We start from the raw sequence: 25,121 nt of genomic DNA on the forward strand, positions 1-25,121 counted from the left end.
GGTCCACCGCCGCGCGCGCGGCGCCCGCCGCCGGCGGCGCGCCGCCGCCTGGAGCGCCCTCACCGCCGCGGGGGCCGCCGCGGTTGCGGCGGCGCTGGTCCTGCCGGGCCTCCTCATACCCGAGGAACCGCCGCGGGACGTCCACGCCGCGGCGACCAGATCCCCCGCCCCCGGAAAGGAGCGCTTCACCGAACCCGACGGCACCGTCTACCGCCGGCTGGGCCGTGTCAGGGTCGACTCCCCGATCCAGAAGTCGGCGTCCATCGAGGTGCCGCTCAGCGGCAAGCCTCTTGCGGTCCGGATGCCGTGTGTCAACCGCGGCATCCCGGAACCGCCGACGGTTACCGTGCGCGTGCCCGGCGTCGCGACCCCGTTCACCTTGGCCGATAAGTGGGCGAAGTACAGCGGCTGCGCGCACGGCACCGCCGTGGACGTCCAGCCGCTCCCGCCCACGGCCCGCACGGCGACGGTCAACGTCGAGGCGTTCATCATGCACCATCCGGTGACGAAGAAGCAGCCCCCGCAGATCTGGACCGTCGACGTCTACGAGTGGACGCCGCCGGCGGTCGCCGGCCCCCCGCCCCCATCCCTCAAGATGCCGCGCAGCCTCGGCGGGCCGGAGGGGAAGGTCCTCGACAAGCAGAGCATCACCTGGCCGCAGGCACGCGAAATCACCCTCGACGTGCCCTACACCAAGAAGGTGGCCGGCCTGGTCATCGCCTGCTCCGGCGGCATCGCCCACCGCTCACGCACGGATGTCTGGGTGAACGGACGCAAGCTGCCCGGCAGCAACGTCTGCGCCTCCCGTCCGAAGGACGGGAGCTACACCTTCACCATCTTGCGCCCGGATGTGGTGGCCGGCGGCGGCAGGCTCAAGGTCCAGGTCCGGTTGCGGACCGACCGCCCCGAATATCTGCGCCGGTCCGGCCGCATGACGGTCGCCGTCTACGGCAACCCGTTCCACCCGGCGCCCCCGCCTCCTCCCTGACGGGCTCGGCTGCGGTCCGCCCCACCTGACCTGGCCGGACCGCACCGAGCCTCACCCGGGTGAGACCCCACCAGGGCGAAGACGCCGGGCCCGCCCTGACCAGGACACCGGCCCCCTGGACCGGCCGCCAGAGACGCGGGCCACGCGGATCAGGCTCGTGCCGTACGGCAGGTGGCCCAGAACTTCGAGGCCGGCCATCCCTTACGACCGGACCCAAGCTCCGCTTCGAGCGCCCTCCGCGCCGCCGCCATCACCGACCGGGTCGCCAGCCGACTACATGCGACCGACTAGGAGCGTGGCCAGGTGGCGTAGCAACGGCCTGTCGCCGAGCGCATGCGTGCCACGCTCTGTGAGACGGCGGACGGTCACGCGATCTGGCCGGCCCGCTGATACCGGTGGAGGGTGATTTCGGGTCGACCCGTTCACGTCTCACCACGCTGCGCACGCGCATGCTCACTCTCCGCTATCGTGTTCTCCTCGTCTCGTGTGACAGGAGGGGCCGTGCCGGGTTCGCGTGTCCGTGCCGCGCTGGTGGGCGTCGCAGTGTGCGCAATGTACACGACGATCGCGGCTGCCGCTCCGTCGACCAGGGCATATTCGTGGGTCGCGCTGGGCGACTCCTTCACCGCCGGGGTCGTGCAGGCGGCTGGGAAGGAGTTCGAGCCGGTGCGTGACGGGTGTGCGCGCACGTCGCTGGCCTATCCGCAGGTGATCGCCGACCGGCTGGGGGCGGTGCTCAAGCTGACCAATGTGAGCTGTGCCAACGCCAGGATCTCGCACATCGCGAAGGAGGAGCAGGAGCCGGCCGGTCGCCACGCTCCCCCGATCTCCGCCGATCCCGATCGGCCCTTCGGCCCGGTGGCGGTGCAGCTCGACGCGGTGCGGCCCAACACCAACCTGGTCAGTGTGGGGGTGGGGAGCGGCACGCTTGGGTTCGGCGACATCCTCGTGAAGTGCATGGAGCTGGGGGCGGAGGCGCGGGGCGAAGGCTCACCCTGCAAGACACACTTCCAGGCGGAGCTGCCGCGCCGGCTGACGGAGCTGCGGGAGCAATACGACGAGATGCTCACGGCGATCCACGACAAGGCGCCCTACGCCAAGGTGATCACGGTCGGTTATCCCTACATCATTCCGCACGACGCGAAGAAGTGTGTTTACGGGAGCTTCACGGGGTTCGGCACGATCACCTGGGCCGACCTGGCGTGGTTGCGCACCCGCGTGCTCGAGCCGCTCAACACGGCGATCAGCCAGGTGACCGAGGAGCAGGGCGACATTCACGTCGACCTATACGAGCCCGGCCGGAAACACAGCGTGTGTGACAAGGCCAACGGCCAAAACTGGGTCGACGGCCTCTATAGCCGCTACCCCGACAGCCCCGCCCTCATCCACCCCAATGCCAAGGGCCACGCCGACACGGCCAACCGCGTGGAAGACGCCCTCCTCATCGCAGTCGGCCTGGACTGACCTGCGGGGACATGAAACTGCCACAGCCGGATCCCCGGAATCCGGTCAAAGGATTGGCTTTGCCGTACCTGGCCCCGGGTGGTGTTTGCTGGAACGGTGCGAATACGCTTTTGTCCGTCAACATCGCGATGGAGGCCAGGAAGCCGGTGTGAATCCGGCGCGGTCCCGCCACTGTGACCGGGGAGCGGACCCCACTGTGACCACTGCGTAAGCGGGAAGGTCGGGGCGAGTGTTGAGCCGGGAGTCAGGAGACTGGGCTGTCGCGTTCGTCCCTACGAGGCGCGTGGACACCTCAGGAGGCTGCGTGTTCGGCATTGCCCGACCCTTTTCCCTTGCCGTCGCCACAGTGACGGCTGCCGTGTTGTTGTCCGCCTGTGGTGGCGCCACTCCCAAAGCCACTCCCCAGGCCGCCCCCGAGGCCGCAAAGGAAAGCCATCAAGCGGGGTTCCCCGTCACGGTGGACAACTGCGGGGTAAGTGTGACGTTTAAGGCGCCGCCCAAGCGGGTGGTGACGATTCACCAGCATCCGGCGGAGTTGATGCTCGCGCTCGGGCTGGAGAAGGCGATGGTCGGCACGGCCTTCCCCGACTCCGCCGTGCTGGAGGAGTATCGCGCGGCCTATGAGCGTGTGCCGGAGCTGGCGAAGAAGGAGCCGTCGTTCGAGACGGTGCTGGAGGCCGATCCCGACCTGGTCTACGGCGGTTACGCCAGCGCGTTCACCGAGAAGGAGGGCCGGGGCCGCAAGGCCTTCCAGGACGCTGGTGTGAACACCTATCTCAACCTCGAATACTGCCCGCGCGAGAAGCTGAGCGTGGAGCAGGTCTACGAGGAGGTTCGCACCGTAGGGAAGATCTTCGGGGTGAACGACCGGGCCGAGGCGCTCGTAGGGGAGATGAGGAAGCGTCTCGACACCGTCGCCGCCGCCGTCAAGGACGTGAAGCCGGTGCCGGTGTTCGTCTACGACAGCGGCGACAAGTCGGCCTTCACGGCGGGCGGGGCCGGCATGGGCCAGGAGATGATCCGGCTGGCCGGCGGTGAGAACGTCTTCGGAGACCTTCGCAAGGTGTTCGGCGACGTGTCGTGGGAGCAGGTCGTGGAGCGCAAGCCGGAGGTGATCCTGATCTACGACTACGCGGGGGCCGGTTCGGTGGAGGACAAGAAGAAGTTCCTCCTCTCCCACAAGCCGCTCGCCGACGTGCCCGCCGTCAAGAATCAGCGTTTTCTCGTCGTGCCGCTGACCGCGACACTCGTCGGGGTGCGCCCGCCTGCCGCAGTGGAGGAGCTGGCGCGTTTCCTGCACCCGAAGAGCTTTTCGTGACCATGCGCTTCACGCTGGTCGTGGGGCTTCTCGCAGGTGCGCTGGCGGTGGCGATGACGGTCGCGCTCGGTGTGGGCGCCGTTCAGGTGCCGCCCGCCGAGGTGTGGGGCATCGTCGGGCACCGGCTGGGGTTGCCCTGGCCGGCCGAGGTGTCCTGGACGCGGGCCCGCGAGACCATCATCTTCGACGTGCGCGCCCCGCGTGTGCTGCTGGGCGCGGTGTGCGGGGCGGGGCTCGCCGCCGTCGGCACGGCGATGCAGGCGCTGGTCCGCAATCCGCTGGCCGACCCCTATCTGCTCGGCGTCTCGTCGGGGGCGTCGTTCGGCGCGGTGACGATGATCGTGCTGGGCACGACGTTGTTCGGCACGCGCGGGTCGCTGCCGTTGGCGGCGTTCGCCGGGGCGCTGGCCGCGATGGTGCTGGTGTTCGCGGCGGCGCGGGCCGGCGGCGGTGTTTCGTCGCTGCGGCTGGTGCTGGCGGGGGTGGGGGTGGCGTCGGTGTTCGCGGCGCTGACCAGTTTTCTGCTGCTGACCGCCGAGCGCGGGAACGAGGCCCGCGAGGTGTTGTCGTGGACGCTCGGCGGGCTCGGCGGCGTCGGCTGGGACACGTTGTGGCTGCCGCTCGCGGTGCTGGTGGCGGCCTCGGTGTTCCTCATGACGCAGGCGCGCAACCTCAATCTGCTGCTGGCGGGTGAGGAAGCCGCCGCCACCATGGGGCTCGCCGTGGGGGCGTTCCGGGTGCGGATGTTCGTGCTGCTCTCGCTGGTCACGGGTGTGCTGGTCTCGGCCGCCGGGCCCATCGGGTTCGTCGGCCTGATGGCGCCGCACGCGGTGCGTGTCCTGGTGGGCGGCGACCATCGGCGTGTCATGCCGGCCGCGATCCTGGGCGGCGCGATCTTCCTGGTGCTGGCCGACGTGGCGGCCCGCACGATCAGCGCGCCGCAGGAGATCCCGGTGGGAGTGCTGACGGCGCTCTGCGGCGGTCCGTTCTTCCTGTGGCTGATGCGGCGCGGAAGCAGGCGCGCCGAGGGAGGTGCGGCGCTGTGAACGACGCGTACGGCACAAGCCCGGCAGGCCGCCTCGACGTCGACGGCGTGTCCCTCAGCGCGGGGACGTTCCGCATCGTGCGCGACCTGTCGCTCACCGCCGCCCCCGGTGAGGTCGTCGGTCTCGTCGGCCCCAACGGCAGCGGCAAGTCCACTCTTCTCCGCTCGGTCTACCGCGTTGTGCGTCCGGCGGCGGGGCGGGTGTCCGTGGACGGGCAGGACGCGTGGTCGATCGGATCGCGGTCCTACGCCCGGATGGTGGCCGCCGTGGTGCAGGAGGCGGCGTCCGTCGAAGGCGACCTCACCGTGCGGGAGGTCGTGGCCATGGGGCGCACGCCGTACAAGCGGCTGCTCGACGGCGAGACGCCGGACGACCGGCGGGCGATGACGACCGCCCTCGACGGCGTCGGCGCCGCGCATCTCACGCACCGCACCTTCACCCACCTGTCGGGGGGTGAGAAGCAGCGGGTGCTCATCGCGCGGGCGCTCGCCCAGCGGCCGGCGCTGCTGGTGCTCGACGAGCCGACCAACCACCTGGACATCCGCCACCAGCTCGACGTGCTGGCCCTGCTGCGGCGGCTGCCCGCGACGGTGCTGCTCGCCTTGCACGACCTCAACCTGGCCGCCGCCTTCTGCGACCGGATGTATGTGCTCAAAGCCGGGCAGGTAGCCGCCAGCGGCCCGCCCGCCGAGGTGCTCACCCCCGCACTCATCTCCGAGGTGTACGGCGTGGCCAGCGAAGTAGCCGTACATCCTCGCACTGGCACACCTCAGGTGACATACCTGACTTAGGGAGGGAAACTTACTTACAGGTCACGACAACCACCACACGTGGGCAAGTATCCCCGGTCTCCCCCGCCTGCCTAGGGTGAAAAGGCGAGCGTATGTGACACGTCAAACAGCATAAGGGGAACCACTTGTCTGCCGCCGACGTGAACGCCCCACTAGCCGCACCCGGGCAACCGCGGAGGATTCCCCGGGCCTCCGGGGGGCTGCCGCTGATCGGGCACAGCCTTCGCCTGCTGCGGGATCCGCTTCCGCTCCTCGACTCCCTGTCCGCCTACGGCAACCTCGTCAGCGTGCGTGTGGGCCCCCTGGACCTGATCTTCATCTGCGATCCGGCACTGGCCCGCCGCGTGCAACTGGACGACCGCACCTTCGACAAGGGCGGGGCGCTTTGGAGGCGCATCCGCGAAACCCTCGGCGACGGGCTGCTGACGTGCCCGCACAGCAGGCACCGCCGCCAGCGCCGCCTGACCCAGCCGGCGTTCAACTCGCCCCGGATGCCCGGCTACGCCAAGACGATCGGCGACGAGACCGCCGCCCTCCTCGCCACCTGGCACAACGGCAGGCTCGTCGACGTCGTGGCCGAGACGACGGAACTCAGCATGCGCATCGCGCTGGCCACGATGTTCTCCACCGGCCTGCCGCCCGAGTCGCGCGACCACTTCATCGCCGATCTCGACGTACTCCTCCAGGGTGCCTACCGCCGCTCGCTCACGCCACCCGCGATCACCCGCCTCCCCACGCCCGGCAACCGCCGCTATCTGCAGGCCGGCGAACGTATGCGGCACATGCTGGAGACCATCGTGGCCGAACGCCGCGCCCGCGGCGGCGACCGGGGCGACCTGCTGTCGGCGCTCCTCGCCGCCCGCGACGAGGAGGCCGATCCTGCGGTTGGCGAGTCGGCCAGGTTGTCCGACGGCGAGGTCATCGACCAGGTGGTCACGTTCTTCACCGCCGGGTCCGAGACCACCGCGGGCATCGTCCAGTGGGCGCTGCACGAACTCACAAAGGCCCCCGAGGTGGCCGAGCGGGTGCGCGCCGAGGTCGACGAGGTGCTCGCGGGGGCGCCGGCCGGCATCGAGCACCTGCCGCGCCTGGCGGAGACCGGCAGGGTCGTCTCGGAGATCCTGCGGCTCTACCCGCCCGGCTGGTTCGTCATGCGGCAGGTCACCGCCGACATCGACCTCGGCGGCCACCGCCTGCCTGCGGGCTCGACCCTGGTCGTCAGCAGCTATGTGATCCACAACCGGGCCGACCTCTACGAGAACCCGCGGCACTTCGACCCCGCCCGGTGGCTTGATCCCGGCCGCTCGTCCCCGCAGAACGACGCCTACTTCCCGTTCGGCATGGGCGCCCGCAAGTGCATCGGCGACCAATTCGGCCGGCTTTCGAGCACACTCATGCTGGCGGACATCATGGCGAAGTGGCGGCTGGAAGCCGTGCCCGAGCATCCGGTACGGCTGGAGGCCGGGTTGACGCTGCGCCCCGCGGGCTTGAAGCTCCGCGCGATCGCCCGCACCCCGTAGCCCTCCCGTCCGTCGACCCGGCCCGGTGCGTGTTCGCCCGGCGGAGTTTCATCGCGGCGTTCTTCCACCGGCGTCTGAGGCGGCGCGGCGGTGGTCTGCTCGGCGGGCCGTCGGCGAGGTTCCCGGAGTTCGTGCACGTGCCCCGACTAGCTGATCTCAGCCTGCGGCGGTGGCGTCGGGTTTGAGGTCGGGGCAGCGCCGCTCGCGGGCATAGCGGTAGGAGAACTCGAAGTGCCACCACTCATTGGCATAGATCCGGCACAGGCCGTACCTACCGTTTGTGCTCTCCAGCCAGCGTGCGGCGGGCTCCGGGCCGACGTCGATCGCCAGGCCCTTCACGTGGGCCGATTTTTCGGGCGGCAACACATATTCACGGGCTTTGGCGGCTGAGCCGTACTTCCGCACGGCCTGGCGGAACTCGCTCCGCTGCTGCTCGGCGGTGCGGTAGCCCGAGGTGATGTGCAGGGTGTGACCCGCCGCCGCGGCGGCCTTGGCCGCGCGGTGGTAGGCCTTGCGGGTGCCGGGGGTGAGGCCGCCCTTGGGGGTGTCCGCCGTGCGAGGGGCGGGGTCCCGCCGCACGGCGTCCGCGGACTGTTCGGGGAGTACGGCGCAGCCGGTGAGCATCGCCAAGATCACCATGGCACCGGCTACGAGCGCCGAAGGCGGGTGGTTTCTCTCGTTTTTCACAGGACCCAGGCTGGAAAGACGAGGACCTGACCACGTCCATGGATTGTCATGGTCGTGCCACAGAATCGGCCCCCAGTCCGGTTTAGGTGTGTTTTGCCTGGATACTGGGGTCATGGCTCACGTACTACTCATCGAGGACGACCCGGCGCTGCGCACCGGGCTCGGCATGGGCCTGCGGCAACAGGGGCACACGCTCCATGAGGCGGCCACCGGCGAGGAGGGGCTGGACCTGCTCCGGGCCGTGCTCCCCGACATCGTCGTGCTCGACCTGATGCTGCCGGGCATCGATGGGTTCGAGGTGTGCAGGCGGATCCGCGCCGCCGGCACCACCCCGATCGTCATGCTGACCGCCCGCGACGACGACCTCGACGTCGTCAGCGGTCTTGAGGCGGGCGCCGACGACTACGTCGTCAAACCCATCCGCCCCCGCGTGCTCGACGCGAGGATCCGTGCGGTGCTGCGCCGCGCGGACCACACGCCGACCGGGCCCGAAAGGTACGGCGAGCTCACCGTCGACAGGGGCGCCCTCACGGTGACACGCTCCGGGGAGCCGATCGCGCTGACGCCGACCGAGTTGCGCATGTTGCTGGAGTTGTCCCGCTCGCCGGGCCAGGTGATGTCCCGGCAGCACCTCCTGCAGGCGGTGTGGGAGCACGACTACCTCGGGGACTCCCGCATCGTGGACGCCTGCGTGCAGCGTCTCCGCGCCAAGATCGAGGAGAACCCGTCGCAGCCCGTCTACGTGCGAACGGTGCGCACCTTCGGCTACAGGTTCCACCCCGCGTGAGAGGCCGCCCGCTGCTGCGCGGCCTGCGCCCGCGGCTCATCCTCGCCTTCGGCGCGCTCGCCTTGATCACGGCGGTCGGCACCACCGCCGGGTCCTACTTCGAGGCACGCCGGGTGATCCTCAAGGAGGTGCAGGACAGCGTCGGCATCCGCGTGCGCGACACACTGCGCGAACTCGCCCCCCGCCTCGACCAGCCGCTGACCGACGCCTCGCTCGGCTTGATCCTGGGAGCGCTCAACACCCCCGCGGGCAACGACGAGGTGGCGGTCGTGCACCGGGGCCGGGTGCTGGAGGACATTCCCGGCACGGTGGCGCGGGTGCCCGCCGAACTGCGGGAGGAGGTACGGCGCACCGGGAATCTCACCTTTCAGCGCTTCAATCGGGATGGCAGGCCGTTCTTCGCCGTGGGAACCACCATCGCGATCACCCGTCCCGTCGGGGACGACATCCCGCCCGAGGTCTATGTGGTGGTGGACATGGCCGCTCAGCAGCGCAACCTCGCCACTGTCGGCACGACCTCCGTGCTGATCGCCGCGGGCGCGCTGCTGCTCGCCGTCGGCCTCGCCGTTTTCTTCGCACGGCAGGTGCTCCGGCCGGTGCGCGACCTCGGAACCGCCGCCAGGCGTATGGCCGAGGGCGACCTCACCGCCCGCCTGCGCCCCGTCGGCCACGACGAGCTCGCCGACCTGGCCGCGACGTTCAACCGGACCGCCGCGGCGCTGGAGGACACCCTCAAGGAGCTGCGAGACCGGGAGAGCGCCGCCCGCCGGTTCGCCGCCGACGTCTCCCACGAGCTGCGCACCCCCGTCGCGACGATGATGGCCGTGGCCGACGTGCTCGACGTGGAGGCGGCCCGCGCGGGCGGCGACCTGCCGGTGGCCGCCCGGACCGTCGGCGAGGAGGCCCGCAACCTCGCCGGGCTGGTCGAGGAGCTGCTGGAGATCTCCCGCTTCGACGCGGGGGTGGCGGCGCTGACCCTCAACACCGTCGACCTGGCCGATGCCGTACGCGCCTGCCTGCGCACCAGGGGCCGCAAGGACACCGTACGCACCGATCTGCGGGACGGCGTCGTCGCCGATGTCGATCCGCGCCGGTTCGGCGTGATCATCGGCAACCTCGTCGGCAACGCCTTCCGCCACGGGGCACCTCCGGTCGAGGTACGGCTGCGCGCCGACGGGGCCGACGCCGTCGTCGAGGTGGCCGATCGAGGGCCGGGGCTGCCGGAGGGGCTCGGGGATCGGGTCTTCGAACGGTTCGTGAAGGGTGACGCCGCCCGCACCCGCATCCTTGGGCACTCGGCGGGGTCGGGGCTCGGGCTGGCGTTGGCGTGGGAGAACACCCGCCTCCACGGCGGCACGCTCACGGCGGGCCCCAATCCGGGGGGCGGGGCCCTGTTCGTCTTGCGGCTTCCGCTGGGGGGAGTGCGGTGAGGGGCTTCTCGATGGTTGCGGCCTGGAACGCTCCACTGAGGGCCGTGAGGTCGGGAAGCACGCGTGGCCGGGCCGCGTCGGGAAGCACGCGGGGCCGGGCCGGTCCCTCACCCGGCGCGGGCACTCCGGCCCGGCGCCGGCCCGGCGCACGCACGCGGCACGGTGTTCGCCGTGCGACGACGAGTTCCCTGCTCACACTGCTCGCGGCCGTGGTGATGACCGGGTGCGGCATCCCGGCCTCCCTCCCGTTCGACGCGGGCCAGCCGCCGGGAGGTCTCGGGTCGGGTGAGCGCCTGTTCTTCGTCTTGGACGGCAGGCTGCAATCCGTGGCCCGGGTGGGCCCCGGCATGCGGGAGCCGGTCTCGCGCCTGCGTCTCCTGTTCGCCGGACCCGACGAGGACGAGACCGCGAGCGGCTTGAGCACCGCGCTCCCCGCCGGGCTCACCGTCGCCTCGGCCTCCTCCGACGGCACACGCCTCCTGCTCTCCCTGAGCGGAGCCGCCTCGATCCCGAGTCTCGGACTGCGTCAGATCGCCTGCACGGCGGCCGAGGACGACCTCTTCGACGTCCGCATCACCCTCGGCGACCGCCCCCTGGGCACTCACTCCTGCCCGACCGACCTTTAGCCGCGAGTCCTCTCCTCGCCCCCTCTTGAGCCGGCCTGCCACCCGGCCGCCGACGGTCGCAAATGGTCCGCAAAACCGAAACAAGAATGGCCCTGCCTATCGGACCATTCACTCGGCAGGCTGAACTCTCGCCGATGGGTTGGACTTCAGCGTGCCGATTGCCGCAGAGTCAACCTGCCGATTCAACCTATCGATCGTCATGTCCGTCAACAGAGGTCCGACATATCCATGTACTTGCAGCACTCCTCCGCCATCTGGTCGGAGTTCCCCGAGCTTGTCGCGGGCGCGGTCGTCGCCGTGGGCGTTTCCGGCCGTGCCGACGTCGACGAGCGGATCGCGAGATTCACCGCCGTCGCCGAGGCGCGCCTGGCCACCTCCTCCGAAGCGGAGTTCCCCGAGATTCAGGCCTGGCGGCGGACCTTCTCCAAGATGGGCCTCAAACCGACCCAGTATCGCTGTGCCTCCGAGGCGCTGCTCCGGCGGTTCAAGAAGGAGCGGGTGCTGCCGCGCATCCATCCGCTGATCGACCTGTGCAACGCGATCTCGGTGGCCTTCGCCGTGCCCGTCGCCGCGATCGACCTCGAAAGGGTCGAAGGCGGCCTCGACGTACGGCACGCCAAGGGCGACGAGCACTACCTGACCTTCGGCGGCGACACCGAGCACCCCGCCCCCGACGAGGTCGTCTTCGCGGACGCCGCGGGACGGGCGCACGCCCGGCGGTGGACCAACCGGCAGAGCGGCTATTCGGCGGTCCGGGAGTCCACCCGCGCAGTCGTCATCGTGGCGGAGGCCATGCACGAGTCGGCACGCGACGACGTGCCCGCGCTGATCGCCGCGATCGCGGAGGAGGTCGGGGCGGCCTGGCAGACCACACCTCGCAGCGCGATCCTCACCGCCGCCTCCCCCCGCTTCGAGTTCGACCGCTGAGCCGCCACCACCCCCTCAGCCGGCAACCTCACGGACTCCCGGCAGGACGGGCACCGCGGCCAGCAGTTCCTTGGTGTACGGCTGCGCCGGGTCGCGGAACAGCTTCTCCACCTCGCCCGTCTCCACGACCTTGCCGTCTTTCATCACCACGACCCGGTCGCTCACATGGTGGATCACGCCGAGGTCGTGGGAGATGAACAACATCGCGAGGCCGAGGTCTCGTTGCAGGGCCACCAGCAGGTCCAGGATCTGGGCCTGGATGGAGACGTCCAGCGCCGAGACCGGTTCGTCGCAGACGAGCACGTCCGGGGCGGGGGCCAGGGCGCGGGCGATGGCGACGCGCTGGCGCTGGCCGCCGGACAGGTCGCGGGGGCGCCGGGCGAGCGTGGCCGCGGGGAGGCCGACCTGGTCGAGGAGGGCAGCCGCGCGGGCACGCTTCGCGGCCCGTCCCCGGGTCCCGGTGCGGGCGACGGCGTCGCCGAGGAGGCGTTCGACGGTGTGGCGCGGGTCGAAGGAGCTCAGCGGGTCCTGGTAGACGGCTTGGATGCGGGTCCTGCGGGTGCGGCGCACCCTCTCACGCACGCCGCTCCACAGGTGCCCGTCGAACAGGACGGTGCCCTGGTCGGGTTCGACCAGGCCGAGCACCATGCGGGCGACCGTGGTCTTGCCCGAGCCGGACTCGCCCACCACGCCGAGGGTCTCGCCGGGGTGGAGGTGCAGCGACACCCCGTCGACCGCCGTGTGCCAGGTGCCGTCGGGGCTGCGGAACCGCTTGCCGACCCCGTGAACCTCGATCAGGGGCACCACCGCATCGGGCACCACGCGGGGCACCGCGACGGCGGTGGCCTGCGCGGGTGCACCTGGCGGGAGGCCGGGGTGGTGGCACGACACGCCCTGCCGTTCGGAAGGCAGGTGGTCGCGGCAGGTGTCGTCGGCCAGCGGGCATCGGGCGGCGTAGGGGCACCCGCCGTGGACGCCCACGACACGGCCGCCGACAGCGGGATCGGGCGACGCTCCCTCACCCCCGGCACTCGCCGGGGAGGCACCGGCACCTGCGAAGGCGCCACGGGAGCGGGACGTGCCTTCCGCGTCGTCCGATGAGGGGGGAGCACCACCCGTGACCCGGGCGACCGGGGTCGACAGCGGCGTGCCCCGAGGCCGGGCGGAGGGAACCGCGGCGAGAAGGGCCTGAGTGTAGGGATGCCGAGGCGAGGTAAGCACCTCCCGGGCAGGGCCGTGCTCGACGATCAGCCCCCCATACATCACCGCCACCCGATCGGCCAACCTCGCCACCACAGCCAGATCGTGACTGATAAGCAGGACCCCGGCCCCACGGTCCTTGAGCCTGCCCAGCAGATCGAAGATCTGTGCCTGCACCGTGACGTCGAGCGCCGTCGTGGGTTCGTCGGCGATGACGAGATCCGGCCCCGCGGCGATCGCCGAGGCGATGAGAGCCCGCTGCCGGAGCCCCCCGGAGAGCTGGTGGGGATGCTGACGGGCCCGCCGCGCCGGGTCAGGCACCCCGACGTCGCCGAGCAGCCCGAGCACCCGCCGCGCCGCCTCGCCACGCCGCGTGAGGCCGTGGGTCAGCAGAGGTTCGGCGATCTCCGCCCCGACGGTGCGCAGCGGGTCGAGGGAGACGAGGGCGTCCTGCAGCACCAGGCCGATGCGCCGCCCCCGGACGGCACGCCATCCCCTCTCGTCGAGCGTGGTGAGATCGTGCCCTTCGAAGGTCAGGGCACGTGCGGTGACGTGGGCCTTCGCGCCGGTGAGGCCGACCAGGGTGCGGGCGGTGACGCTTTTGCCCGACCCCGACTCCCCGACGATCGCCAGGCATTCGCCTCGCTCCAGGCTGAAGGAGACGTTCCGTACGGCGCGGACCTCCTCCCGCCCGGTGCGGAAGGTCACGCTCAACCCGTCGACGACCAGCAGGTCGGGCGGATGACCTGCCGTGCTTCGCCGTACCTCCGACTTGACGGAGCTGTCTGCTGCGGGGGTCACCTGGGGGCCCTCCTGGTGAAGCGGTTCTGCGCGGCGCGGCCGACGATGTTGACCGCGATCACGGTGAGGGTCATCGCGCCGCCGGGGAACACCCCGAGCCACCACGCGGTGGACAGGTAGTTGCGGCCCTCCGACAGCATGACCCCCCACTCCGGGGACGGAGGTTCGGCGCCGAAGCCGAGGAAGCTGAGGCCGGAGGCGGCGATCAAGGCGGTGCCGAAGCCGACGGTGGCGAGCACCAGCAGCGGGCCGAGCGCGTTGGGCAGGACATGCCGCACGACCAGGACGGACTGCCGCAGGCCGAGCGCGCGGGCCGCCTCGACATAGCCGCTGCGCACCACGACGAGCGCCTCAGCCCGCACGATCCTTGCATAGCCTGGGATGAAGGCGATCGCGATGGCGAACATCACGTTGCCCGAGCCTTCGCCGAGCACGGTGATGACGAGCAGCGCCAGCAGCATGGTCGGCAGCGACAGCAGGATGTCGACGAGACGCATGAGCACCTGTTCGGCATATCGCATGCCCACGACGGCGAGCAGCCCGATCAGCGCGCCGCCCGCCACGGCGAGGACGGTGGCGCCGAGCCCGATCAGCAGCGACGGCCGGGTGCCGTGGACGACGCGGGTGAACTGGTCGCGGCCGAGCTGGTCGGTGCCGAACCAGTGCGCGGCGCCCGGCCCGCGCATCGCGCCCGCCGGGTCGATGGCGATGGGCGATAGGTCGCTGAACAGCCCGGGGGCGACGGCGAAGGCGGCCACCACCACAAGCACGGCCCAGGCCGCGACCTCCGGCAGGCGCCCGGCGCGCCACTGCACGCGACGGACGGGTACGGCACGGGCCGGCGAGAACGTGGTCACCGTATGCTCACCCCGCCTTCAGCCGCGGGTCGACGACCGCGTAGAGCGCGTCGACGACGGCCGAGATGACGACGAACACCACGGCCGACAGCAGCACCACGCCGATGACTACGGGCATGTCCTTGTTCGACACCGCCTGCAGGGTGAGGGCGCCGACGCCGGGCCGCCCGAAGACCGTCTCGACCAGCACGGCGCCGCCGAGCAGCGACCCGGTGAGCCACCCGGTGAGCGTCGCCAGCGGCACGGTGGCGTGCCTGAGGGTGTGCCGCACGCGGACGGCGGTGTGGCTGAGCCCCCTCGCCCGCGCGGTCACCGCGAACGGCTGCGCCAGCGCGGCCTCCAGCCCCTCACGCAGCACCTGGGCGAGCATGCCCGCGATGGGCAGGGCGAGCGTGACCGCCGGGAGCACGAGGGCGGAGATGCCTTCACCGCCGACGACGGGGAACATCCCGAGCTGGAACGAGAAGACGGTGAGCAGCAGGATGCCCAGCCAGAAGGAGGGCAGCGACACCGCGGCGAGTTCCCAGGCCGTCGCGACGGCGCGGCCGGCCCGCCGCCCCGCCGTGACCACTGCGGAGAGCACGGCGAGGGCGACGGCGAGCGCTATCGCGGCCAGGGCGAGCTGCGCGGTGGGCCAGAGCTGCTCGGCGAGCAGCCCCGCCACGGGCCGGCTCAACTGGTAGGAGTCGCCGAGGTCGCCGCGCACGAGCCTGCCGAGATAGTGGAGATATTGCACGACGATGGGCCGGTCGAAGCCGTATTCCGCGCGTATCTGCGCCTTGACCTGCTCGGAGGCGGAGGTCGCGGGCCCGAGCAGGGCCGCGACCTTGTCCCCCGGGATCAATTCCAGCGCGGCGAACGCGAGGGTCGCCGCGCCGAGGAGTACGGCGAGAGCCGAGGCGGCCCGCCTGATCAGGACGGCGATCACCGCTTGGTGGTCCAGACGTTGTGGAAGCTCGGCCAGGTGTTGGCGTCGGTGACGAGCCCTTCGACGTGCTTGCCGTAGCCGAGGGCGTTGGTGCCGGTGTAGATGGGGATGGCGAGGGCCAGGTCGATCACCCGCTTCTGCACCTTGCCGTAGAGCTCGGCGCGGACCTCCCGGTCGAGGGTCTTGCGTCCGGCGTTCGTCCAGGAGTCGATGTCGGCGTCCTTGGCGAAGGTGGCGTTCTGCCCGCCCTTGGTGGCGTGGTTGGCGCTGTTGAACAGCAGCCAGAGCACGTCGGGCTCGAACCGGCCCCACGAATAGTCCGCGATGTCCGCCTTACCGCCGTAGACCTGGGCGGTGTAGGTGCCGATGTCGTTCTGCGGGCGGTTGGCCTGGATGCCGACCTTCTTCAGCTCCGCCTGGAACGCCTGGCCGAGGATGTTGCGCTGGTCCCTGACATATTGCGCGGGCAGCAGCGGCCACTCGACGACGAGGCGTTTGCCGTCCTTGGTGCGGTAGCCCTCGGAGTCGCGGGCCGTCCACCCCGCTTCGTCGAGCAGCTTGCCGGCCTTCACCGGGTCGTGGGGCACGCTGTTCTCCAGCGAGGCGTCGTAGCCCGGAGTGGAGGGCGAGAGGGGGCTCCACGCGCGCTTGTACTGCCCGAAGTAGAGGCTCTTCACGTTGAGGTCGACGTTGAGCGCGTGCTGGACCGCCTTGCGCACCTTCTCGTCGCTGAACGGCGCCTTGGAGACGTTGAGATAAAGCGAGTAGTTGCCGCCCGGATGGTCGCTGCGCAGCAGCTTGAGCGCCGGGTTGGCCTCCACAGCCTTGATGTCGGTGGGCTGCACGGCGGCGGCCAGGTCGATCTGGCCGCTGTTCAGTGCGCCGACCCGGACCGACGCCTCGGGCAGGAAGCGGATGGTCAGCTTGTCGAGGTGGGCGGGACCGGCGTTGGCGGAGGTCTTCGGCGGCCAGACGTAGGCGGGGTTGCGCTTGAGGACGAGGCTCTGCCCCTTGCTGTAGCTTTCCACCACGAACGGGCCGGTGCCGACCTGGGCGGGACCACCCGCGCCGAAGACGGCGCCGCTCGCCTTGATGGCCTTGGGCGAGTAGAAGCCGAGGTAGGCGGTGCTGGCGGCCTGGAGGAAGGGGGCGAAGGGCTCCTTGAACCGCACCTTGATCTTGTGGGTGCCGAGCACGTCGCTGCCGGCGTAGGGGCCGAGGAGGCTCGCCGCGAGCTGTGACTTGGTCTTGGGGTCGGCGATGCGGTCGAAGTTGACCTTGACGGCCTCGGCGTCGAAGGCGGTGCCGTCGGTGAACTTCACGTCCTCTCTCAGGGTGAAGGTGTAGCTTTTCAGGTCTTTCGCGATCTCCCAGGAGGAGGCGAGCCACGGGTGGAACTCCCCCGCGGTGTCCTGGGAGATCAGCGAGTCGAAGACGTTGCGCTGGATCGCGCCGGTGATGTCCTGCGGGCTGACGTGGATGTCGAAGGAGACCGGTTCGGTGTCGGCCGCGTAGGTCAGCGATCCCCCCTTCACCGGTCCCCCTGGCGAGGAGGACGCTGGCACAGCCGTTGGGGGTGCGGAGGAACCGCATGCGGCGACCACGACCAGTGGTGCGACCAGCAGTGCAGTGCGGAGGGATTTCACAATCGACGGGCGCATTTCACCGCTCCGGTAGTTCAGGGAGAAGAAGGAATTCAGAGGTCATGTGGGTGTCGGGGGTGGAGGCCGCCGGGGCCGCCGCTCAATGGGCGGCCCCGGCGGCGAGGTCAGTGGAACAGCCCTTCTTCCAGCGGGAAGCGCGGCGCGGAGACGCGGAGCCGGATGCGCCACCCTTCGGGTGTGCGCGCGAAGGTGTCGAGGAAGTCGCCGTTGTGCGTGCTGCCGTCGGCCAGGACGGCGATGTAGCGGCTGCGGCCCCGGACCACACCCTCGCGGTCGGCCCACAGGTAGGTGTCGAGCGTGTGGTGGTCCGGGCCGGCGGCCCCGATGGCGAGGGACAACTCGCGGATGGCGGCCAGGCCGCGCACCACCCGCCCGGTCTTGCGCAACTCGATGGCGGCGTCCTCGGTGAAGACCCGGTCGAAGACGTCCACCTGCTGGTTGTCGAAGGTGTGGGTGAACAGCGCCAGCAGCCGCTGAACCGCGGCGGTGTCCTCCGAAGAGAGGGCCTCGGCGGTCGGCTGGGGCGTCTCGATGAGGCCGGCCACGGCGCTCATGCCCGGGGCTCAAGGAGCTGGCTCTGAATGCCCAGCCGGTCGGGTAGCACCCTGTAGCGCACGATCTTCCCGTCGCGGAAGGTGATCGTGCTGATGCTGTGCCCGACGAAGTGCCGCCCGGTCGGCGGCACGCCGAACAGGGGACCCTGCTGGACGCCCTCGATGCGCCAGAAGACCACGACGCGGTCGTCTTCGGCGACGGTGTCGAGCACGCTGGCCTTGACGTCCTTGACGGTCGCCCACACCCCCTCGACGTGCTGGCGGAAGCCCTCCCGGGCCAGCGCCACGGCGTCCGCGCCGAGGGTCTCGTCCACCACGTCCTCGGCGACGATCTCGTCCACGAGCTCGGGTCGGTGATTCGTGATCACCTCTTCGTAGAGACGACGCGCGACTGCCTTGTTACTCTCCGTGCTCACAATAGAACTCCTTGTCATGAAGGTGGGCCTGAATCAGGGGATTGATGAGGCTGGCGGGGCTGCTCCGATGTACGGCGAAGCCAAGGGGACCGATCGTCAGCGGGGCGGCTCCCCCGGGTAGGACGGCGGCAGCAGCACGCCGCCGTTCGCGCTGAGCCCGCCGTCCACCGGGATGGTCACCCCGGTGATGTAGGAGGCGGCGGGCGAGGTCAGGAACCAGACCACCTCCGCCTGCTCACGCGGATCGGCCGACCGGCCGAGCGGGATCCGCCCGATGACCGCGGGCCCCAGCGTCGGGTGGGAGATCACGCCCGAGGTCATCGCGGTGGCGGTCAGCCCCGGCGCGATCGCGTTGACCCGGATGTTCTCCACCGCGTAGTCGATCGCGACGCCGCGGACCAGGTTGACGACCGCGGCCTTGGAGGCGTTGTACGCCCACGTGGACGGATCGCCCCGCAATCCCGAGACCGACGACGTCACCACGATCGACCCGCCGCCCTCGGCGCGCAGCGCGGGCAGGGCCGCCCGGATCCCGAGCGCGACCCCCCGCACGTTGACCGCGAGGACGTAGTCGAACCGCTCGATCGCCCCCGGCGAGTCCAGGGGTCCCGCCCCGCCGATGCCGGCGTTGAGCACGACGGCCGAAAGGCCGCCGAACCGGCTCAGCGCGAGCTCGACCATGTCGTGGCTGGTGGATTCGGCTGCCACGTCGCCGACGTAGGTGACCACCCCCGGCAGCGCGGCGAGCTTCTCCAGGCCGTCGGGCGCGACGTCGACCGCCACGACCTTGGCCCCTCGCTCGGCGAACAGTTCGGCCGTCGCCCGCCCGATCCCGGACCCCGCGCCGGTGACGACCACTACGTGGTTGCTCATCTCTGCCTTTCTGTCACTTGTCTTGTGGAAAGTGCTGTTCTCAGAAGTTCCGGCCGTGCTCAGGAGCGCTGAGCCGACGAGGTAGCCCGCCGACCCACTCCCTGACCGCCTGGACCGTCGTCTCGGCGTGCTCCTCCAGCACCGTGAAATGGTCGCCCGGCACGTCGGCCGACTCGTGCGGCAGCGGCCAGAACGCGCGCCAGTCCAACCGGCCCGTAGGGTCGACGACGGTCCCGCGCAGCGGTTCCTCCGCGCGGATCACCAGGGTGCGCCCGCCGATCGGCCGGGGACGCCAGTCCGCGAGGATCCTTCCGTACCAGCCCATCGTGGTGAGGCTCGCGTCGCTCCAGATCATCTGATAGCGCTCGATGCGCTCGACCATCCCGGTCAGCATCGCCTCAAGCCACCAGTCGCGCATGCCTTCGAGCGTCGGACTCTCGATCGGGTAGGTGTCGATCAGCGCCAGCCCTGCGGCGGGCAGGCCTCTGCTCTCCAGCTCCTCGGCCACCGACTGGGCGATGCAGCCGCCCATCGAGCGCCCGAGGATCGCGTACGGCCTGCCGCGCACAAGCCGTTCGACCGCGTCGGCCTGCATCCCGATGTAGGTCTTCTCGCTGTCCGGCAGCGACTCCTCCTCACGGTAGCCGGGTGAGGGCAGCACCCACACGTCGCGCTCGCCGCTCATGCTGTGCCCGAAGCGTGCGTATTCGTGCGGCCCGGAGATCGCACTCACCGCGGGGAAGCACACCAGCGCGACCGCGCCGTCGCCCTCGGCCAGCCGGATCGGTTCCTTGGCGTGGGCGTCGGCCTCCTCCGGGCCGAAGCCGGTGCGCAGGTGGGAGGCCACACCGATGAGTTCGGCGGCGGCGGCGAACTGCCGCGCCCCGACCAGGCCGCGATAGAGCGTCGACAGCGGCCCGTGCCGCTCGTCCGGTGTCGCCCGCGGCCCCTCGTCGACGGTCTCCAGATCGCCGAGCGCACCCAGCAGGTAGCGGGCGAGGGCCGCCGGCGTCGGCTCGTCGAACGTGACGGTCGCGGGCAGCCGCAACCCCGTGGCCGCGTTCAGCCGGTTGCGGAGTTCGACCGCCGCCAGCGAGTCGAGCCCGAGCTCACTGAACCCGCGCTCGTGGCCGATCGCCTCGGGTGTCGTGCCGAGCGAGACCGCCACCTCCGCGAGCACCAGGTCGAGCAGCACACCTTCCCGCCTGCCCTCTCCGGCCTCGCCGAGCCGCCGCAGGAGCGACGGCCCCGCCTCCACGGGCCGCGCGGCCCGCCGCCTGCCGCGCACCAGTCCGCGCAGCAGCGGCGGAAGCCCGTCGCCCTGCCGCCGGAACACCGCGAGGTCCAGCGGAGCGGGAGCCACAACCGCCCTCCCGGCGAGTTCCGCCCGGTCGAACAACGCCAGGCCCTCCGCCGTCACCATCGGCCGCAAACCACTGCGTACGGCACGAGCCCGGTCGGCCTCGCTCAAATGCGCCGTGACGCCGGACGGCTCCGCCCACATGCCCCACACCAGCGACAACGCCGGCAACCCCAGGCTTCGCCGATGCTCGGCCAGCGCGTCGAGGAAGGTGCTGGCCGCCGCGTAGTTCCCCTGTCCTGGACCGCCGAACAGGCCCGCGAGCGAGGAGTACAGCACGAACGCCGACAGATTCCGGTCCTTGGTGAGTTCGTGCAGGTGCCAGGCGGCGCCGGCCTTGGCGCGCAGCACCTCGTCGACGGCCTCCGGAGTGAGCGAGGTGATCAGGCCGTCGGCCACCACTCCGGCCGTGTGCACCACGGCGGTCAGCGGATGTGCGGGCGGCAGGGCGTCGATCGCCGCCGCCACCGCGTCCCGGTCCGCCACGTCGGCCTCGGCGAACCGCACGTCGGCTCCGAGTGCGGCCAGCTCGCCCTTGAGCTCCGCGGCTCCCGGAGCTCGCCCACCGCTCCTGCTCAGCAGGAGCAGGTGGCGCACACCTCGGGTGGCCACCAGATGGCGGGCTATCGCCGTACCGAGCACCCCGGTGCCGCCGGTGATCAGCACGGTGCCGTCGGGGGACCACGTCCACTCGTCATCCCCCGTCTGGGGCGCGGGAACGACGCGGGTCAGCCTGGGCGCGAGAACCCTGCCGCCGCGCACGGCCACCCGGGACTCCCCGGCCGCGAGAGCGGTGAGCGCGGCACTCGTCAGCTTGGACGTCGTCGTCTCCTGTTCGGCGGGGTCCAGGTCCACCAGCGTGATGAGGCCCGGGTGCTCTGCCTGGGCCGAAAGCACCAGCCCCCAGAGGGAGGCGGTCGCCAGGCCGGGGCTCTCCCCGTCCGCCGCGGCCACCGCGCCCCGCGTCGCCACCACGAGTCTCGCCGGCTCCCGCCGCTCCCCCGTGAGCCATGTGCGCAGCCGGGCGAGCAGGTCGTGCACGCCGACGTGCGCAGCTGCGGGCAATTCCACATCCCGGGGTGGTTCGACCAGGAGAACGTCCAGGTCGGTATCGACCGCTGCCGGTCCGGACTGCTCGGGCACCTCCGTCCAGACGACCTCGAACAGGGAGTCCTGGCCGGCCGCGCGGGCGGCGTTCACCTGATCGGCGGAGATCAGCCGGGCGCGCAGCGCGTCGATCGAGACCACCGACACACCCGTGCCGTCGGCCGCCTCCAGGGACAACTCCTCCGGCCCGCGCAGCGTCAGCCGTACCCGCAACTCGGTGGCACCTGAGGCGTGCAGCCGCACCCCGTCGTAGGCGAACGGCAGCCGGCTCCACCCCTCGGGTGTGTCGCGCAGGCCGTGGTGCGCCGCGATGTGAAGGGCGGCGTCGAGCAGCGCGGGATGCACGCCGAAGCGGGCGGCGTCCACGTGGTGGGCGGCGGGCAGTTCGACCTCGGCGTAGAACTCGTCACCTCGCCGCCAGGCGCGGGACAACCCTTGGAAGGCCGGGCCGTACTGGAGCCCTGCGTCGGCGAGCACCTCGTAGACGCCGTCCACGTCGAGTGGCTCAGCGCCGGTCGGCGGCCACTCTCCCCAGATCGGAGGGCTCTCACCACCGGCGGCCTTGCTCAGGGTGCCGCTCGCGTGCCGCGTCCACACGACGCCCGCGTCGGCGCTCTCGACCCGCGAATGCACCGTGACGGCCCGCCGCCCGTCGCCGCCGGGCTCGGCCACCGCCACCTGGACGTGCACCCCGCCGCGCTCGGGCACCACCAGCGGCGTTTCGACCACCAGTTCGTCCAGCGAGTCGAGGCCGAGCTCGTCGCCCGCGCGTACGGCGAGCTCGACCAGCCCGGTGCCCGGCACGATGACCGTGCCCATCACGGCGTGGCCGGCCAGCCACGGGTGCGTGTGCAGCGAGAGGCGGCCGGCCAGCACCACCCCGTCGGTGTCGGCAGGGGAAAGCGAGGCCGCGAGCAGGGGGTGACCGACCGCGCCGAGGCCCAAGCCGCCCGGGTCGCCCGCGCCCGGCTTCACCGGGTCGAGCCAGTAGCGTTTGCGCTGGAACGCATATGTGGGCAGGTCAATGTGCTCGCGCGGCTCGGGGAAGACGGCGTCCCAGTCGATGCGGCTGCCGTGGACGTGCGCGGCGCCGACCGCCGAAAGGAGGGTCTCCGCCTCCGGGCGGTCCTTGCGGAGTGCCGGAACGAGCAGTCGATCGTCGCCCGCGAGGGACTCCTGCGCCAGCGCGGTCAGCACACCGTCAGGCCCAAGTTCCAGGAAGGTCGTCACGCCGCGGGACTCCAGCTCGGTCACCACGTCCCCGAAGCGGACCGCCTCGCGCACCTGCCGCACCCAGTAGCCGGGGTCGGCCGGCTCGGCGGCCGACAACACGAGGCCCGTCACGTTGGACACCACGGGGATGTCCGGCTCCCCGGCCTTCACGAACGCGACCACGTCCCCGAAGTCGGCCAGCATGTCGTCCATGTGGGCCGAGTGGAACGCGTGCGACACCCGCAGACGGCGAGTACGGTGGCCGCGCCCGGCGAACTCCTCCGCCAGCTCCAGCACCGCCGCCTCGTCACCCGACACCACGACGGAGGAAGGCCCGTTCACCGCGGCGATCGACACACCGGCCCGATCGGCGACCTGGGACAGCACCTCCTCCTCTGAGGCTCCTATCGCCACCATCGCCCCGCCCTGCGGAAGCGCCTGCATCAACCGGCCACGAGCCGCCACCAGCCGCGCCGCCTCCGCCAGAGGCCAGACTCCGGCCACGCACGCGGCAGTCAGCTCACCGATCGAATGCCCGGACACATAGTCGGGACGCACACCGAACGACTCCAGCAGCCGGAACAGCGCATACCCGACCGCGAACAGCCCCGCCTGCGCATAAACGGTCCGGTCCAGCAGCCCCTCGGTGCCCGGCTCCCCGAACACCACCGCCCGCACGCCGTGCGGCACATGCCCGGCCAAGTGCCGGTCCAACTCCGTGACCGCCTCGTCGAACGCCGCCGCGAACACCGGGAACCGGGCGTGCAACTCCCGCCCCATCCCGGCCCGCTGCGACCCCTGACCGGTGAACCACACCGCGAGCCCGCCCCCGGCCCGCCCCCGCACGACAGCCGTCGCCTCGCCCGGCCAGGTGACCTTAGCCGCGGACGTGTCTTCAGCAAGCGCCTCAAGCCCGGCCAGGAATCCCTCCCGATCGGCCGCCACCACGACCGCCCGCTCCTCCAGCACCGCCCGCGACGTCGCGAGCGACCAGCCCACATGCGCGGGAGGCACCTCCGGCGAGTCCGACACCAGCGCCGCCAGTGCCTCCGCCTGCCCGCTCAACGCCTCGGGCGACCGCGCCGACAACACCCAAGGAAGCGTCACGTCGGAAGGACCTCCGGGCAGCCCCGGAACCTCCTCAGGTGCCTGCTCCACGATCACGTGCGCGTTGGTCCCGCTCACCCCGAAGGCCGACACCCCACCCCGCCGCGACCGGCCGGTCTCCGGCCAGGGGCGGGCCTCGGTGAGGAGTTCCACGGCCCCCGCCGACCAGTCCACGTGCGGTGAGCGTTCCTCGGCGTGCAGGGTCCGCGGGAGTACGCCGTGCCGGATGGCCTGCACGAGCTTGATGACGCCCCCCACTCCGGCGGCGGCCTGCGCGTGGCCGATGTTGGACTTGAGCGACCCCAGCCAGAGCGGGTCACGTTCACCCCGGCCTCTGCCGTACGTCGAGAGGATGGCCTGCGCCTCGATCGGGTCGCCGAGGGAGGTGCCGGTGCCGTGGGCCTCGACGACGTCGACGTCCGCCGCGGTGAGCCCGGCGGCCGTGAGGGCCTGACGGATGACGCGCTGCTGAGAGGGACCGTTGGGCGCAGTCAAGCCGTTCGAGGCGCCGTCCTGGTTGACCGCGCTCCCCCGCACCACCGCCAGCACCCGATGCCCCAGCCGCACCGCATCAGACAACCGCTCCACCACCAGCAGCCCGGCCCCCTCGGCCCAGCCTGTGCCATCGGCCCCCGCACCAAAGGCCCGGCACCGCCCATCCACCGACAACCCGCGCTGACGTGAGAACTCCACAAACCCCACCGGAGACGACATCACCGACACCCCACCGGCAAGCGCCAGATCCGACTCTCCCGACCGCAGCGACTGCACCGCCAGATGCAACGCCACCAGCGACGACGAACACGCCGTGTCCACCGTCACCGCCGGACCCTCAAACCCCAGCGCATAAGCAATGCGGCCGGACGCGACACTCCTCAAGGTGCCGATGCCGAGATAACCCTCCAGCTCCTCGGGGGCCTCGTGCGGCACGGGCGCGTAGTCGCCTCCGGCGAGACCGGCGAAGACGCCGACCTTGCCGCCCCGCAACCCGGCCGCGTCGATCCCGGCCTGCTCAAGCGCCTCCCACGCCACCTCCAGCAACACCCGCTGCTGCGGATCGGTCGCCAGCGCCTCACGCGGCGAGATGCCGAAGAACTCGGCGTCGAAGTCCGCGACGCCGTCGAGGAAGCCGCCGTGCCTGGTGTAGGAGGTGCGGGGGTGGTCGGGGTCGGGGTCGTAGAGGGCGTCCAGGTCCCAGCCCCGGTCGGACGGGAACTCCGTGATCGCGTCCCGGCCCTCCGCCACCAGCTCCCACAGATCCTCCGGCGACCGCACCCCACCCGGGAAACGGCACGCCATACCCACGATCGCGATCGGCTCGCGGCGGCCGGACTCCACCTCGCGTAGGCGTTTTTGCAGGTTCTGCACGTCGGCGACGGCGCGCTTCAGATATTCGCGGAGTTTTGTGTCATTGGACATCGCAGGTTGTTTCCTTCACGTGTTGCGGCGACCGCGACT

The 25,121-nt window shown here is 71.2% G+C and carries 19 protein-coding genes and 1 riboswitch; of the genes, 10 read left to right on the forward strand and 9 right to left on the reverse strand.

What is annotated here, in order from left to right:
• The 6 genes from Ssi02_RS30295 to Ssi02_RS30320 all read left to right on the forward strand — a co-directional run.
• Nucleotides 1-988, forward strand: a 988-nt coding sequence (locus Ssi02_RS30295; RefSeq protein WP_204030990.1) for a hypothetical protein, incomplete at its 5' end; no start/stop codon positions are given.
• Between the two features lie 501 nt (nt 989-1,489).
• Nucleotides 1,490-2,452, forward strand: a complete 963-nt coding sequence (locus tag Ssi02_RS30300; RefSeq protein ID WP_204030991.1) for an SGNH/GDSL hydrolase family protein — start codon at nt 1,490-1,492, stop codon at nt 2,450-2,452.
• Nucleotides 2,453-2,544: 92 nt separating this feature from the next.
• Nucleotides 2,545-2,727, forward strand: a riboswitch (cobalamin riboswitch).
• 29 nt (nt 2,728-2,756) lie between these two features.
• A complete protein-coding gene (locus tag Ssi02_RS30305; protein ID WP_239130096.1) occupies nt 2,757-3,770 on the forward strand; it encodes an ABC transporter substrate-binding protein in 1,014 nt (337 codons plus the stop codon).
• 2 nt (nt 3,771-3,772) lie between these two features.
• Nucleotides 3,773-4,816, forward strand: a complete 1,044-nt coding sequence (locus Ssi02_RS30310) for a FecCD family ABC transporter permease (RefSeq protein WP_204031089.1) — start codon at nt 3,773-3,775, stop codon at nt 4,814-4,816.
• Nucleotides 4,813-5,607: an ABC transporter ATP-binding protein gene (locus Ssi02_RS30315; RefSeq protein WP_204030992.1), complete on the forward strand. Its 795-nt coding sequence runs from the start codon at nt 4,813-4,815 to the stop codon at nt 5,605-5,607. Before Ssi02_RS30310 ends, Ssi02_RS30315 begins: the two co-directional genes overlap by 4 nt.
• 125 nt (nt 5,608-5,732) lie before the next feature.
• On the forward strand, nt 5,733-7,127 hold the full coding sequence (locus tag Ssi02_RS30320; RefSeq protein WP_204030993.1) for a cytochrome P450: 1,395 nt from the start codon (nt 5,733-5,735) through the stop codon (nt 7,125-7,127).
• A gap of 156 nt (nt 7,128-7,283) precedes the next feature.
• Here the strand turns inward: Ssi02_RS30320 and Ssi02_RS30325 are convergent, their stop codons facing one another.
• Nucleotides 7,284-7,814, reverse strand: a complete 531-nt coding sequence (locus tag Ssi02_RS30325) for a D-alanyl-D-alanine carboxypeptidase family protein (protein ID WP_204030994.1) — start codon at nt 7,812-7,814, stop codon at nt 7,284-7,286.
• A 112-nt stretch (nt 7,815-7,926) separates the two neighbouring features.
• On the opposite strand from Ssi02_RS30325, the gene Ssi02_RS30330 reads away from it, so the two are divergent.
• The 4 genes from Ssi02_RS30330 (at nt 7,927) to Ssi02_RS30345 (ending at nt 11,584) form a co-directional block, all read left to right on the forward strand.
• Nucleotides 7,927-8,601, forward strand: a complete 675-nt coding sequence (locus Ssi02_RS30330) for a response regulator (protein WP_204030995.1) — start codon at nt 7,927-7,929, stop codon at nt 8,599-8,601.
• On the forward strand, nt 8,598-10,031 hold the full coding sequence (locus Ssi02_RS30335) for an ATP-binding protein (RefSeq protein ID WP_204030996.1): 1,434 nt from the start codon (nt 8,598-8,600) through the stop codon (nt 10,029-10,031). The genes Ssi02_RS30330 and Ssi02_RS30335 overlap by 4 nt, the downstream gene beginning before the upstream one ends.
• 44 nt (nt 10,032-10,075) lie before the next feature.
• Nucleotides 10,076-10,657 carry a GerMN domain-containing protein gene (locus Ssi02_RS30340; RefSeq protein ID WP_204030997.1) on the forward strand — a complete coding sequence of 194 codons (582 nt, stop codon included), beginning with the start codon at nt 10,076-10,078 and terminating at the stop codon, nt 10,655-10,657.
• Between the two features lie 228 nt (nt 10,658-10,885).
• A complete protein-coding gene (locus tag Ssi02_RS30345; RefSeq protein WP_204030998.1) occupies nt 10,886-11,584 on the forward strand; it encodes a B3/B4 domain-containing protein in 699 nt (232 codons plus the stop codon).
• 15 nt (nt 11,585-11,599) lie between these two features.
• On the opposite strand, the gene Ssi02_RS30350 is transcribed toward Ssi02_RS30345, so the two are convergent.
• The 8 genes from Ssi02_RS30350 to Ssi02_RS30385 all read right to left on the reverse strand — a co-directional run bounded on the left by Ssi02_RS30350 (nt 11,600) and on the right by Ssi02_RS30385 (nt 25,082).
• On the reverse strand, nt 11,600-13,585 hold the full coding sequence (locus Ssi02_RS30350) for a dipeptide ABC transporter ATP-binding protein (protein WP_204030999.1): 1,986 nt from the start codon (nt 13,583-13,585) through the stop codon (nt 11,600-11,602).
• On the reverse strand, nt 13,582-14,442 hold the full coding sequence (locus Ssi02_RS30355; protein ID WP_204031000.1) for an ABC transporter permease: 861 nt from the start codon (nt 14,440-14,442) through the stop codon (nt 13,582-13,584). The genes Ssi02_RS30350 and Ssi02_RS30355 overlap by 4 nt, the downstream gene beginning before the upstream one ends.
• A 7-nt stretch (nt 14,443-14,449) precedes the next feature.
• Nucleotides 14,450-15,370, reverse strand: a complete 921-nt coding sequence (locus Ssi02_RS30360; protein WP_239130098.1) for an ABC transporter permease — start codon at nt 15,368-15,370, stop codon at nt 14,450-14,452.
• The gene (locus Ssi02_RS30365; RefSeq protein ID WP_204031001.1) at nt 15,367-16,905 is read right to left on the reverse strand and encodes an ABC transporter substrate-binding protein; all 1,539 of its coding nucleotides are present in this window, start codon (nt 16,903-16,905) and stop codon (nt 15,367-15,369) included. The genes Ssi02_RS30360 and Ssi02_RS30365 overlap by 4 nt, the downstream gene beginning before the upstream one ends.
• 233 nt (nt 16,906-17,138) lie before the next feature.
• Nucleotides 17,139-17,588, reverse strand: a complete 450-nt coding sequence (locus Ssi02_RS30370) for a nuclear transport factor 2 family protein (RefSeq protein ID WP_204031002.1) — start codon at nt 17,586-17,588, stop codon at nt 17,139-17,141.
• On the reverse strand, nt 17,585-18,004 hold the full coding sequence (locus tag Ssi02_RS30375; RefSeq protein WP_204031003.1) for an ester cyclase: 420 nt from the start codon (nt 18,002-18,004) through the stop codon (nt 17,585-17,587). Before Ssi02_RS30375 ends, Ssi02_RS30370 begins: the two co-directional genes overlap by 4 nt.
• Before the next feature lie 96 nt (nt 18,005-18,100).
• The gene (locus Ssi02_RS30380; RefSeq protein ID WP_204031004.1) at nt 18,101-18,877 is read right to left on the reverse strand and encodes an SDR family NAD(P)-dependent oxidoreductase; all 777 of its coding nucleotides are present in this window, start codon (nt 18,875-18,877) and stop codon (nt 18,101-18,103) included.
• 40 nt (nt 18,878-18,917) lie between these two features.
• On the reverse strand, nt 18,918-25,082 hold the full coding sequence (locus Ssi02_RS30385; protein ID WP_204031005.1) for a type I polyketide synthase: 6,165 nt from the start codon (nt 25,080-25,082) through the stop codon (nt 18,918-18,920).
• Nucleotides 25,083-25,121 lie beyond the last annotated feature (39 nt).

The sequence above is a fragment of the Sinosporangium siamense genome, assembly GCF_016863435.1.
Lineage (GTDB): Bacteria > Actinomycetota > Actinomycetes > Streptosporangiales > Streptosporangiaceae > Sinosporangium > Sinosporangium siamense.

Bases quoted from the DNA above. Each gene is read 5' to 3' on its own strand.
- Ssi02_RS30310 (WP_204031089.1), top strand. From the start codon at position 3,773: ATGCGCTTCACGCTGGTCGTGGGGCTTCTCGCAGGTGCGCTGGCGGTG.
- Ssi02_RS30330 (WP_204030995.1), top strand. From the start codon at position 7,927: ATGGCTCACGTACTACTCATCGAGGACGACCCGGCGCTGCGCACCGGG.
- Ssi02_RS30345 (WP_204030998.1), top strand. From the start codon at position 10,886: ATGTACTTGCAGCACTCCTCCGCCATCTGGTCGGAGTTCCCCGAGCTT.
- Ssi02_RS30370 (WP_204031002.1), bottom strand. From the start codon at position 17,588: ATGAGCGCCGTGGCCGGCCTCATCGAGACGCCCCAGCCGACCGCCGAG.
- Ssi02_RS30380 (WP_204031004.1), bottom strand. From the start codon at position 18,877: ATGAGCAACCACGTAGTGGTCGTCACCGGCGCGGGGTCCGGGATCGGG.
- Ssi02_RS30385 (WP_204031005.1), bottom strand. From the start codon at position 25,082: ATGTCCAATGACACAAAACTCCGCGAATATCTGAAGCGCGCCGTCGCC.